Source organism: Lentimonas sp. CC4 (assembly GCF_902728235.1).
GTDB lineage: Bacteria > Verrucomicrobiota > Verrucomicrobiia > Opitutales > Coraliomargaritaceae > Lentimonas.
This window is the reverse complement of the sequence record NZ_CACVBO010000001.1, coordinates 2,346,608-2,359,458: the sequence shown is the minus strand read 5'-3', so window position 1 is coordinate 2,359,458 and position 12,851 is coordinate 2,346,608. Positions and strand designations below refer to the sequence as shown.

Sequence of the window (12,851 nt, the reverse complement as noted above, 5' to 3'; positions counted from 1 at the left end):
GAAGATCCTGCAGCCAGACGACCACATTGGCCAAAAACACTGAGTGAATATGACTTAAATCCACACGAAGCTCGGGGCTCTGTCAACCTTTAAGGTAAACGTTTCCCTTTTGCAATTTAGCCGAATTCCAGCTGAATACACCCTCTGTTCCGGACTTACCGCCCGTCCGCCGCGGGGCGCATGCGCCGTTGCGCTTCGAGCTGCTCGTGGAACTGCTCAACCAGCTCTGCGTATTCAGGCTGGGCGCTTATGTCATTCCGCTCTGCTGGATCCACTTCGTGGTCATACAGCGCGCTGACGATTTCGTCGCCCTTCCCCCACTCACAGTAACGAAAACGCTCAGTGCGGAGCGAATAGAGACCATCCTTAAACTGCGTATATGCCAGCCCTTGCCATTGCGCATCGCCCATCTGCAGATCCTCTAGCAGCGGCACAAAGCTTCGACCACTCACCCGCTCCGGATCGGGCAACCCCGCGAGCTCGGCCAACGATGGATATAAATCAATAAATTCAATCACTCGATTCACATCGGCATCACCACGCCGCCCGGGCACTTTCAAAATCAATGGCGAACGCGAAGATAGCTCCCAAACAGTCGCCTTACCCCACCAGCCTTTCTCCCAATTGTGGTAACCATGATCCCCCATAAAGACGATAATCGTATCCTCATACAGATTCGCCACCTTCAACTCGGCGACCATCTCACCAACGAGAGAGTCCACATACGAAATACAGGCATACCACGCACGCAGCAGCTCCTTGCGCCCTTGCTCATCAATTCCATCGATCTCGACCATCCAATCGTCAAATGAGCCAAATGCAGCCTCCGGTAAACCGTCGCGCGTTGCATTTTCTGGCAAGCGAATGCTCTCCAGAGGATACATATCAAAGAATTCCTTCGGCGCAAAAAACGGGTCGTGCGGTCGCATTAAACCCGCAGCCAGAAAGAATGGCTGCTCGATCTCCTGCTGCTTCTTGATCTCGACCTTCACAGTGTTCACCACCCAGTCATCCCACAGCGTGCCCTCTTCGACTGCGCGCCATGTAATCCAAGGCAAAGCACCGCCAGTCACATCTCTGGATGCACCAAAGGTCGCCCCAAACTCATCGAAGCGCCAATTCGGATCGCAAGTATCCCAGCTCGGTTCATCAAAAATCTGATCATGGTGAAAGACCTTACCCACCGTCGCCGTATAGTAGCCATTCTCACGGAAATGCTGTGGCAGCGTGACTAAATCCGGACATGCATCACGGAAGCGCGCCTTGTTATCGATCACTCCCACCTCATGCGGTCGGCGACCAGTCAAGAACGACGCACGACTCGGGCCACACACAGCCGCCTGCGCATACGCACGACGAAAGCGGTAGCCTTCGCTCGCAAGCTGATCGATGTGCGGTGTTTGCACCACTGGGTGCCCCCAGGCTCCTAGTAATTCATTCAGATCATCCGCGACAATCAATAATACATTCGGCTTAGCCGCAGCAGGCTGAGCAAGTAATACAAACAGGCCGCAAACAAATGGGATAAAGCGAAATAGAGGACTCATACGTGTAAACTTCATAATGATACGAAACACCGTAAACAGGCGAAAAATAAATATCAAGGAAAACGTTTTCTTTTTATTCTTGCATCGCCGCGCGATTCGCTACTTACATGGAACGCTCAAATCCAACAATTTAACCATTAAAAGGAAACAACATGGCAGAACACAAAAGTGGTATCGACGAAATCCTCGATAGATGGCGTCACGAAGTTAAAAATAAAGAGCGTCGGATCATCTCGTTTGAAGAAACAGTTGAGCTAAAAATCAACTCGATCAAAGCGCTGATCTACCCTGAGCGCATCGCGCTCGATGGCTGGGAAGTGCGTGAGTTTACATATACGCGTAAGCGAGAGAAGATCTTCAAGGGCGACTGGCGCCCGATCAAAGTCGGCGAAACATGGGGCGGCCCAGACGTCAGTGCATTGTTTCGCTGCAAAGGGCAGATGCCTAAAGAATTTGCCGGCAAGAAAGTCGCGCTCAAGGTTTACTTCGGCGGTGACGGCCTACTTTACTTGAATGGCGCCCCCTATCACGGTCTGGACCCGTTCCGCGACACCGTGATGCTCACGGACTGTGCAACCGGTGAGGAAACCTACGACTTCGAAACCGAGGCCTATATCTTCTGGCACTTTGGAGAATCCGAGATCAAGAGAGTCGAATGCTCCGAGTTCGCGGTGATGGACCAAGAGATGAGTGACATCTATTGGGACCTACGCGCGGCTTACAATGTGCTCGCAGTGCCTGATCAAGACCCAGATCTACTCGCCTTCCTCAAAGCCGGAATCGATAAAGCCATCTGGGTCATTGATCAATACGAACAAGATCCTGAGAAAGCGCGCGCCAATGCCCGCAAAGCACGTGAAGTGCTCCGCAAGGAAATCTACGAAACCGATCTCTTCAAAAAAGAAGGTTTGGTTCACCTTTGCGGCAACTCGCACTTGGACGTGGTCTTCCTCTGGACCCACGCCGAGTTTGTGCGTAAGCTAGGCCGCACACACGCGACCACGCTGCGCCTCATGGAGCAGTATCCGGATTACAAGTTCAGCCAGAGTCAGGCGCTGATGTATCAGGAAATGAAGGACAACTACCCGACAATGTTCGAGGAAGTGAAAAAGCGTGTCCAGACTGGCCAGTGGGAAGTCATCGGTGCGTTCTGGGTTGAGCCTGACTGCAATCTCATCTCTGGTGAGTCTTTCGTGCGTCAGACACTCTACGGCACACGTTTCTTCGAGAAAGAATTCGGCATCACCCCGAAGACTTGCTGGATGCCCGATGTATTCGGCAATGCGTGGACCATGCCGCAGATCCTCAAGAAGAGTGGTCTCGAATATTTCGTTACTCACAAGATGGTGACTTGGAATGACACCAATAAATGGACCAAGCACAACTTCTGGTGGCAAGGGCCAGACGGTTCCCGCATCATGGGCGTCGTTCCGCCAACTCACTTCATCGGCACCATTGAGCCCGACCACATGCGTGATCACTGGGAGAACTACAGCAACAAGGAAGACATCCAAGAGAGCCTCTACAACTATGGTTGGGGCGACGGTGGAGGTGGCCCGGACTGCGAAATGTTGGAATACATGAAGCGCTACGAGAACTTCCCGGGCGTCACTCCAACCAAGTCCAATACGATCGAAGGTGCACTGGGTAGCATGCGCACGCGTGCCCTCGATGCAGATATTCCAGTCGTGAATGACGAGCTCTACCTGGAAGAGCACCGTGGCGTGTTCACCACCAAGGGTCGCCTAAAGAAGCTCAACCGTCGCAGCGAATTCCTCTATCGCAATGCAGAGCTATGGTCCTACTTCTCACCAACCGACTATCCAGCCGAAGAGCTGGAAGCTGGCTGGAAGGATGTTTTGACCAATCAGTTCCACGACTCCCTGCCAGGCTCACATATTCCTCCAGTCTATCTAGACCTGCAGGACACCTACGAAGGCACGTTCGCGACCGGCAACACTGCGATCAGCAACGCCTTCGGTGGCATCACCGCGCAGATCGATACCCGTTGCTCCGCCAATGCAAATGCTCAACCAGTCGTCATTTTCAATTCTCAGGAATGGAAACGCGACGGGGTGATCAAGTTGGAACACGCGGAAAGCGAGATCCACGTCACTGACCGCGATGGCCAAGAGCTACCGCATCAGTTCATCACCTGCTACGAAACTGGTAAGACACTACTCGTCTTCCAACCTGAAGCAGTGCCAGCCTTCGGCTACAGCGTTTACTACATCCACGAGGGTGCCGGCAAAGCGCAGTTTGAGAACATCGCTGCAACTGCATCGACCTTGGAAAATGAGCGCCTACGGGTCGAACTGGATAACAACGGCGAGATCATCTGTATTCACGACAAGACTACAGGTAGAGAGCTCTTCTCTCCGGATCAGCGCGGTAATGTGTTTAAGCTATATGAAGACGTCCCTGGCAAATATGACGCATGGGACATCGCACCGACCTACACCAAGGTAGAGTTCGAACTTCCGGGCTGCATTGTTAAAATCTCAGAGCAAGGCCCTGTCCGAAGCTCACTGGAAATCCGCAAGTCCACTGGCGCATCCGACATCGTCCAGAAGATGGTGCTCTATCGCAACAGTGCACGCGTCGATTTCGAGACCATGATCGACTGGCAAGATCAGAAGCGCATGCTAAAAGTCCGCTTCTTCACGCCATTGGTCACGCGCACTGCGACCTATGACATCCCATTCGGCACCATTGAGCGCAGCACCTACAAGAACAACTCCTTCGATGAAGCGAAGTTTGAAGTGCCAGGCCACATGTGGATGGACATGAGCCAACCTGACTACGGTCTGAGCCTACTCACCGATAGTAAATACGGCTATGAAGCCTATGACGGCATGATGGCGCTCACACTGCTCCGCGGCCCAATGAACCCGGACCCGATGTCGGATCAGGAAGTGCATCACTTCACCTACTCGCTGTATCCACACGCGAATTCATGGCGTGAGGCACAAACACCGCTGCAAGCATTGGAACTCAATAACCCGATGCATGCCGTGCTCGAAGACGCACACGAAGGTGCACTGCCACAAGCACACTCCTACATGCAACTAGACGCAAATGGTGTGTTCATCGAAGCAGTGAAACAGGCTGAAGACGGCAAGGAACTCATTATCCGCATCGTCGAACGCTATGGCAACAGCAGCCAGGCAAGCCTCTCGTTTCCAACGGCGATTCAGTCCGCTGAAGAAGTCGATCTCATGGAAAAGAACGCACAAGCGATCGAGTTCAACCACGATCAAATTGCACTCTCCTTCCAGCCCTACGAGATCCGCAGCTTGAAGATCACCTTAGCCTAATATCCGAAAGAATATAGGCACACACACAAATCAGATGCTTCGCATGAAGTGTCTCAACTGCCCGGATATCTCATATGAGGTGTCCGGGCTTTTCTATTCTCTTGAAGCCTTAAGATACAAAATACTAGTGCACCTTGATTGGGCCCGGGTGATGGATCGCCTCGGCATTTCGAGACGCTCCCGGTAACTCTGCATGCGGATTATGCGAGCCAGTGACTTTCCCCTTGGGCTGAATCACTCCGGCTTCAATGCGTGGCGGCGCATGTCGGTGCGGCGTTGGATTGTCGGGTAGTGTATCACCCGTCTGCTCAGACCATCGCGCTAAGAGCGCACGCCCCTGTTCGAGCACCGACGCATATTCCGGATTGGCGGCAAGGTTTACCAACTGATCGGGATCCTTACTGAGGTCATACAATTCCATCAAAGGAGACGGTGTCCGAAAAATCTGCTGCTGCGCGGCGTTCGTTTGTCCCGCGGCCTGTGCTTTCCAAAGCTCATTGCCAGCCGGAAAGCTGGTATCCGACTCATACGAGAGATTCATCTGATCTGGGTAGCTATTCTGAATATATGCAAAATCACCCATGCGAACGAGTCGACTATGGTTGGAATACACATGCCAATTCTGCTCAGCAAAAAGCACTTCGCGCACCGTGGCGTCTGCATCCTGCAAGATCGGCACAAAGCTTTGCCCCTGAATACAGTCCGGAACCTCGACTCCTGCCAGCTCCAAACAAGTGGCGCTTAAATCAATACTACTAATGAAGCTTTCCGTCGTGGCACCGCCTTGAAGCAACTTGGGATAGTGCACCACCCATGGCGTTTTGATACCACTGTCGTAGAGGCGCGATTTACAACGCGGGAATGGGCGACCATTATCGGCTGCCACCACTATCACGGTATTGTCCAACACGCCCTGCTCGTGAAGCGCATTCACTACTTGCCCCACATAGTAGTCGAAGCGACTCACTTCATGATAATAGCTGGCTAGATCGTCTCGTGTGACTTTTGAATCAAACAAATAAGGCGGCACCACAATACCTTCCAAGTCATAGCGTGGCGCATGCTCCGTAAACTGCCAATTGCGATGCGCGTCATTGGAAGCAAACCAGAAGAAAAATGGAGCATCCTTCGGGCGCTCGTGCACCACATCCAACCAATCTTCTGAACCGCTCGGCTTGCCTTTGGTGAGGATGGCATCAAAGGCACGATCCTCACTTCCAAACATATGATTCTTCCCTGCTAAGACGGTATAATAGCCCGCTTGGCGCAGCAGTTCAGGGAAACGCACTTGTTCGTCCGGCAATCGAACATGCAACTCGGGCGCACCGCTATTATGCGGGTAGCGCCCTGTTATAATACTACAACGACTCGGGCTACAGCTGCTGATGGTCAAGTAGGCGTTATCGAAACGCATCCCCGCATCCGCCAAAGCATCAATCTGCGGTGTCTGAATCGTCGGATGCCCATAACACCCGAAGTCTTCCTGCGATACATCGTCCGCAATAAAGAATACAAAGTTCGGGCGCTCCGCGTGCAGCTGAGCGCCGACCAGCAGGGCCAGCGCTAGCAGAAAGCCACTAGTGCGTGTCTTTCGACCCAGAATATGGAATCGCATCCGCATCATAATCATACTTAGAGAAGTCTGGCTTCTTGCCAGAACTGTAGTATTTACGAATGATTCGACCGGCTTCCGCGAGCAATGCAAAACGTGCATTCGGCGTCACATGATCTTCCTCAAAGGCAAACCGAGTATGCGTGTAGTCAATCCCCCAGAGATTCTCATCAAGCACGATCCGCGCGAGATGAATGGGGTCCTTGGCGCAGCGCAGCACGCCAGCGTTTTCGCCCCAAACCGTCGTATAGTCGACGCCCGCCTTGACCATACGCTTCTTCATGCGCTTCACTTCAGGAATATTCTCGAAACCGGTATTCTGTAGAATACAGCCATAGGAATCCGCGATCTCCATCAAGTATTCATTATCGATCATCAGGCGCACGCCATTATGACCGCCACCGCCCTTGGCGGCCTTACGGATGTCGTCGTCATTGATCGCAGCGCCTGGCAGATAGACCAATGGCTTGGCATCGAGACCATAGTCTTTGATGCGATCGACCACATTCTCGATCTGCACGCGGAAGGTATTGCGCTTGGTATCGCGATACCAAAAGAGCATGTCTTCCCAGAATTGACCTGTGATAGTCTTCGGCATCGGGATTTCGACACTCGCCCAATCAGCAAACTCAGTGCCCCATGCCTTGTTGGCGGCCGCGAGGCTGTCATACTTCGCTTGCATGTGCTTGCGGAAGTCGGCTTGAGCCAAAGGCGAGTAACAGGCAAAGGCCTGCGCAACATCAGTGCGCCCCATGGTCCAGTTGGCCGGATAGATCCCCTCGCCCGCTGGCCCAAGGTCGATCACGATATATTCCACCAAGTGCAACATGTCCTTGCCCTTCAACGTATCGAGGATCTTTTCCAAACGTGACTTCAAGACCTGCTCCATCTCCGGATACCAGTGACTGATGCAATTTTTGGAATACTCTCCATATTGATCAATCATGCGCGCATCGGGGTTTTTCTCATAAAACCACCTTGGCGGCGCCATCATGACGCCAGCGATTAGCTTAATCTTGAACTGCGCACGCTTCACTTCATCAAGCAAATCATCATAGGCATGCTCGTCCCAATGCCCTTCTGACTTCTCAAACGCATTCCATTCGGTATGGATGCGGATCATCTGACAACCGATCTCCTTATAGAGCTCATAGCGCTGGCGCAGCTTCTCCGCAGGTTGCTTCTCCCAAGTCGGATGCTCCGAGAAGCAGATACGGTTTTCCGTAATCTCTGGATACGGATTAGTGACCATCGGGTCCTGCATCACATCGACCGAGCCGGCCATACATGTTGTCGCAGCAAGTGCCGCGCACACTAAAGAGCTATAAAGTGTTTTCATCATTCGAAATTCTAAAAATCAGATGCCGCGTATTACTTTTTTTCCCAGTGGAAATCATCGCCCTCGATGACAAGGTTAAGTCTGTGTTTGCGGCGACGTGGTTCCGCAAAATCGCTGGGTGCCTCAGCCGCCATCTTTCGCTTGACGGATGCATACTCCGGTGAGTCTGCCAAATTGGTCCATTCGTGCGGGTCGTTGCACACATCATACAGTTCCTCGCCGCCATCACGGTAGCGAATATAGCGCCATTTTTGATTCATGATCGCATACTCATTGGGCTCTGTGCCCGGCAGCATCACTGCACGATCTTGTGCACGCTCCGGATAACGCAAGTCACGCGCCATCGATACGCCATCGAGCCCGTCCTCTTGTGGGAGGCGGCAAAGGTCGAGTAAAGTCGGATACATATCTACCAAACTTGCAGAGGTCTCGAGACTCGCTCCACGAGCAATACCAGGCCCAGCGAAGATCAATGGCACATTGGAGGTGCGCTGCCACAGCGTCTCCTTCCCCCAATTCATCTTTTCACCGAGATGATAGCCGTTGTCACTCCAGAGCACGATCACAGTATTATCACGGTAAGGGCTCGCATCCAGCGCATCCAACACACGGCCCAACATAGCATCCGCATAGGTCACTGACGCGAGATAGCCTCGAATGGCATCCTTATGTATGTCCAAGTTCTCGATTCGCTCCTGAAAGGACCGACGCTCCGCCAAACGTTTGCGTGGTTTTTCTGGCAAATCATCCCAGTCATCCTGTAAATACACCGGCGGGACAATCGCATCGCGATCATATAGATCGAAATACTTCTGCGGCACGTAGTTCGGGAAGTGCGGCGCGTAGAGCCCAAGACCTAAGAAAAACGGCTCGTCATGCTGACGCTGCAACACTTCGACCGCATAATTCGTCCGCATCGTATCTGCCATGCGCTCTTCCTTCTCATTCGGAATTGGCCCCCACTCTAAGAAAAAACCATTTGTTGGAGCTCGGCCCAAACCAATATTGTATGGGCTTGCTGGATACGGGTCCGGCAACATGTCGTGGTGAAACTCCTTCCAAGTTTCCATGCCCCAACCGCGCTTCTTCAGCTCATCATCGCGGATATAAAATTCATCCCATGCACGGCGATCAATGAACCCATGCGCATGGTGAAAGAGCTTCCCCGCACCATAGGTCGCATAGCCAGCATTGTGGAAGGCCATATGCAAGGGCACGATCTCTGGATTTTCAAAGTGGTAAACTTGGTTATGATAGAATCCGGTCGTCGTGGCATAGCGCCCAGTGAAGATCGCAGTTCTAGATGGCGCACAGAATGACCCTGCAGTGTGTGCATTCTGATAAGTCACCCCGCGGGCCGCCAAACGATCCATATTCGGTGTGATCGCCTGCGAATGCCCCATGGGGTTAATCCAATCGTTCAAATCATCGACCGACAAAAAGAGCACATTCGGCCGACTCGAAGCAGCGCAAAGCACCTGCGATAGTAGCAAAAACAATAAAGCGTAGTTAGATTTCAGTTTCATTTTGAAAACATTGGGGGATGATGGGGATTTTTAAATTAGCGCATCCAGCACGGAAGCACAAGCGCTGGGATTATACTTGAACAAAGAAGGAAAACGTATTCCTATATGCAGATATCAGAACTCTCCTCTGTCAATACTTTAAAAAATTTACGCCCCAAACACCCCTCTCAGCGCACAATTCAACAACGTTGACAGTCCACTCAAGTAACGTAGCCTCAGCGACTACTAATAGGGCAACGATTTACTTAAAGGCACCAGTCACTTCTTTCTAAACACATACAAATATGGGTTCCACACCAGCCAAACGCATTACCTCGATCAAAGACATCGCCCAACTGGCGGGTTGCTCAATCGCAACCGTCTCCAAAACCCTGAACAACACAGGCAGCATCAGCCAAGAGTTGCGTGAAAAGATCTTTAAGATCTGCAAGGAGCAAAACTATATGCCGAACTCAGGCGGACGCAATTTGCGCCGCGGCAAGAGTGAAATCGTCGGCCTCCTCTTCTACCCCTCCTGCGCGGCGATCTTTAGCAACGTCTATTACGCGAAAATAATGGAACCCCTGGAAGCGACTATGGATCAACGAGGCTACGACCTCCTATTAACTGGATTTGACCTCGCCGACAGCCCAGACACACCGCCACGCTTCATGCGCCAAGGTAAAGTCGATGGCGTCATCCTATTGGGCGGCTTCCCGCGCGACATCGTCACGCGCCTCGTCAGCTATGGTGTGCCCATGCTCCACCTAGACAGCCATCGCGATAAAATCAAAATCGACAACATCACTTCCGACGGCTACAACGCTTCTGAGCAAGTCGTCGAACACCTTGTCGGCCTCGGACACCGTCGCATCCTCTTCATCGCCCACAACGATGAGGCTACCAACACCGATCAGCGCGAAGCTGGCTTCCTGAACGCAGTCGAACAGCACAAGCTACCGAAAACACTCTGCACCAGCATGCGCGACTTCGCAGACCGACACGAAAGCTACGAAGCCATCCAAAAGCGCATGCAATCATCGAAGCCGCCCACTGCGATTTTCTGCGTCAATGACACGATTGCCCTCCAAACCATCGAAGACCTGCAGGCGGACGGCTATAAAGTGCCCGAGGATGTCAGCGTGTTTGGCTTCAACGATGACAGCGATAGTATCAAATCCAGACCAACGATTTCAACGGTGCGCGTCGACAAGCAAAACCTCGGAAAGATGGGCGCAGAGTCCATCCTACATCGTATCAACAACCCTGACGCCCCGATTCAATCGATCCGCCTCCCCGTGGAACTCATCCACCGCGAGTCCGTCGCCAGCCCGAAGGCCTAATCCGCCCCCCCCCATTGCCGCAGCCACTTCAGATGCGGCAATCCCATGCACTCGAACAGCAAATCGAGCCTGCAGGATATTTCTTCTTGCAATCAATCGGAAAACGTTTTCCTTTAAGTGCAAAATTGCACATGCCTTCTCCCCGAAGGCCAAAGAAAAGTAGCCACATCTGAAACATGACCTCACTCAACATCATCGATAGCTCCATTATCGCCATCTATCTCATCATCACGATGGGCGTTGGCCTCATGATGACCCGCAAGGCGTCCCAAAGCATGGATAATTACTTCCTGGGCGGGCGCAACCTCCCCTGGTATCTACTCGGCATGGCGGGTATGGCAATGTGGTTCGACCTAACCGGCACGATGATCATCACCGCCTTTCTTTACATGCTCGGGCCGAAGGGACTGTTCATTGAGTTTCGCGGCGGCGCCGTGCTCGTGCTCGCCTTCCTGATCTGTTTCACTGGTAAATGGCACCGGCGTTCCGGTTGTATGACCGGCGCAGAGTGGATCGCCTATCGATTTGGACAAGGCAAAGAGGCCAAGTGGATGCGCTTTTTCAAAGCGATCGTGACTCTGATCACGACCGTCGGCCTACTCGCCTACCTAGTGCGTGGCACCAGCTTGTTCGTAGGCATGTTCATTCCACTGTCTCCAATGCTCGTCACGGGTATCATCGTCGCATTTTGCACAGTCTACACGATGCTCGCTGGTTTCTACGGCGTGGTCTTAACAGACCTCGTGCAGGGACTCATCGTATTGGTCGCTTGCGTAATCGTCTCTGTCATGGCTTTCAACCTGGTGCCCGACAGCGAAACACTGGGGCAAATCGCGCATAGCGTGACTGGCAGCACCAGTTGGACCTCGAGCATGCCTGCCTGGGAGGTGGAGATGCCGCCCGGCTACGAAGTCTATGACCTGCTCCTACTCTTTATGGCATTCTACCTACTGCGTAATGTCCTCTATGGCTTCGGCACTGGTGATGAAAACCGCTACTTCGGCGCACGCAGTGACCGTGATTGCACCCTGCAATCCATCCTACAAGGTGTCACTGTCGCCTTTCGCTGGCCGATGATGATGGGCTTCGCGATCATGGGTCTGCTACTGATCCATAATCTCTTCCCCGATAGCAGTAAGATCGAGCAGACCACTGCGATCATCAAAGAATATAAGCCAGACATCGAACAACACTTCTGGCACGAACACACGACCTCGATCATCAACGCGCCACAAAAGCACGACCCACAATTGATCGAACGAATCGAAACCACACTAGGCGACAACTGGAAGCAGCGCCTCCCCGTGGTAGGCTACTCAGGCACGGTCAATCCCGAGCAAATTCTACCAGCGGTGCTGCTCAACAGCATTCCTACCGGATTACGCGGCCTGCTCATCGTTGCGATGCTGGCGGCCATGATGTCGACCCTCACCGGTGAAGTGAATAAGACATCAGCACAATTCGTGAAAGATATTTACCAACTCGGCATCCGGCCTAAAGCGAAGAATCGCGAGCTCATCGCCGTCGCTTATGTCTCCACCGGTGTGATCGTCGCGCTTTCCTTTGCGATGGGCATTTTCGCCGACAGTATCAACGACATCTGGGCGTGGTTCATCATGAGCCTCACTGCCGGCTCCATTGGCCCCTACGTGCTCCGCCTCTACTGGTGGCGCTGTAACGCTTGGGGACAAATCGGCGGCACCGTCCTAGGTGGCGTCGGCGCCGTGATCCAGCGCCTCATTGCCCCGGAAATGTCCGAGCTGATTCAATTCCCGCTCATGACAGGCATCTCCGTCATCGGCACCGTCGCATTGTCCTACATGACCGCGCCAACTCCGATGCATGTGTTGAAGAACTTCTACGTGACCACACGCCCCTTCGGCTGGTGGAAACCTATGCGCGAACTCGTCGACCCGACAGAACTCCAGAAATGGGACAAAGAACATCGCAATGACATGCTGGCGGTGCCTTTCGTCATGCTCACACAGGTCACCATCTTCCTCCTGCCGATGCAGCTGATGATTAAGACCTATAGCGCGTTCTTCATCACACTCCCCATCTTCCTATTCGCCATAGCAGGATCCTACTGGTTCCTATGGCGCAACCTCCCTTCGAAGGAGAACCCAGGCACAGATCGGGCGGAACCACTGGTGCAGGAATAGTTTGCGAAGCACTCTATCCAATACCA

General features: G+C 52.8%; 7 protein-coding genes. 3 read left to right on the top strand and 4 right to left on the bottom strand.

Annotated elements, in window-relative coordinates; all coding sequences use genetic code 11:
- Window positions 1–155: 155 nt before the first annotated feature.
- Window positions 156–1,547, bottom strand: coding sequence for a sulfatase (locus GZZ87_RS10195; protein ID WP_162027259.1), 1,392 nt, complete (start codon window positions 1,545–1,547; stop codon window positions 156–158).
- A gap of 152 nt (window positions 1,548–1,699) precedes the next feature.
- Here GZZ87_RS10195 and GZZ87_RS10190 point away from each other — a divergent pair, with 152 nt between their 5' ends.
- Window positions 1,700–4,864, top strand: a complete 3,165-nt coding sequence (locus tag GZZ87_RS10190) for a glycoside hydrolase family 38 C-terminal domain-containing protein (RefSeq protein ID WP_162027258.1) — start codon at window positions 1,700–1,702, stop codon at window positions 4,862–4,864.
- Between the two features lie 124 nt (window positions 4,865–4,988).
- On the opposite strand, the gene GZZ87_RS10185 is transcribed toward GZZ87_RS10190, so the two are convergent.
- Genes GZZ87_RS10185 through GZZ87_RS10175 form a run of 3 tightly spaced genes read right to left on the bottom strand, consistent with a single transcriptional unit; the run spans window position 4,989 to window position 9,341 of the window.
- On the bottom strand, window positions 4,989–6,479 hold the full coding sequence (locus tag GZZ87_RS10185; protein ID WP_162027257.1) for a sulfatase: 1,491 nt from the start codon (window positions 6,477–6,479) through the stop codon (window positions 4,989–4,991).
- Window positions 6,442–7,818: a beta-galactosidase gene (locus GZZ87_RS10180; RefSeq protein WP_162027256.1), complete on the bottom strand. Its 1,377-nt coding sequence runs from the start codon at window positions 7,816–7,818 to the stop codon at window positions 6,442–6,444. The genes GZZ87_RS10185 and GZZ87_RS10180 overlap by 38 nt, the downstream gene beginning before the upstream one ends.
- Window positions 7,819–7,847: 29 nt before the next feature.
- The gene (locus GZZ87_RS10175; RefSeq protein ID WP_162027255.1) at window positions 7,848–9,341 is read right to left on the bottom strand and encodes a sulfatase; all 1,494 of its coding nucleotides are present in this window, start codon (window positions 9,339–9,341) and stop codon (window positions 7,848–7,850) included.
- Between the two features lie 284 nt (window positions 9,342–9,625).
- Here GZZ87_RS10175 and GZZ87_RS10170 point away from each other — a divergent pair, with 284 nt between their 5' ends.
- Both GZZ87_RS10170 and GZZ87_RS10165 read left to right on the top strand, forming a co-directional pair.
- Window positions 9,626–10,663 carry a LacI family DNA-binding transcriptional regulator gene (locus tag GZZ87_RS10170; protein ID WP_162027254.1) on the top strand — a complete coding sequence of 346 codons (1,038 nt, stop codon included), beginning with the start codon at window positions 9,626–9,628 and terminating at the stop codon, window positions 10,661–10,663.
- 176 nt (window positions 10,664–10,839) lie between these two features.
- A complete protein-coding gene (locus GZZ87_RS10165; protein ID WP_162027253.1) occupies window positions 10,840–12,825 on the top strand; it encodes a sodium:solute symporter in 1,986 nt (661 codons plus the stop codon).
- Window positions 12,826–12,851: the final 26 nt, after the last annotated feature.

Excerpts from the sequence above, each read along its gene's own strand:
- GZZ87_RS10195 (WP_162027259.1), bottom strand. The coding sequence starts at position 1,547 with ATGAGTCCTCTATTTCGCTTTATCCCATTTGTTTGCGGCCTGTTTGTA.
- GZZ87_RS10190 (WP_162027258.1), top strand. The coding sequence starts at position 1,700 with ATGGCAGAACACAAAAGTGGTATCGACGAAATCCTCGATAGATGGCGT.
- GZZ87_RS10185 (WP_162027257.1), bottom strand. The coding sequence starts at position 6,479 with ATGCGATTCCATATTCTGGGTCGAAAGACACGCACTAGTGGCTTTCTG.
- GZZ87_RS10180 (WP_162027256.1), bottom strand. The coding sequence starts at position 7,818 with ATGATGAAAACACTTTATAGCTCTTTAGTGTGCGCGGCACTTGCTGCG.
- GZZ87_RS10175 (WP_162027255.1), bottom strand. The coding sequence starts at position 9,341 with ATGAAACTGAAATCTAACTACGCTTTATTGTTTTTGCTACTATCGCAG.
- GZZ87_RS10170 (WP_162027254.1), top strand. The coding sequence starts at position 9,626 with ATGGGTTCCACACCAGCCAAACGCATTACCTCGATCAAAGACATCGCC.
- GZZ87_RS10165 (WP_162027253.1), top strand. The coding sequence starts at position 10,840 with ATGACCTCACTCAACATCATCGATAGCTCCATTATCGCCATCTATCTC.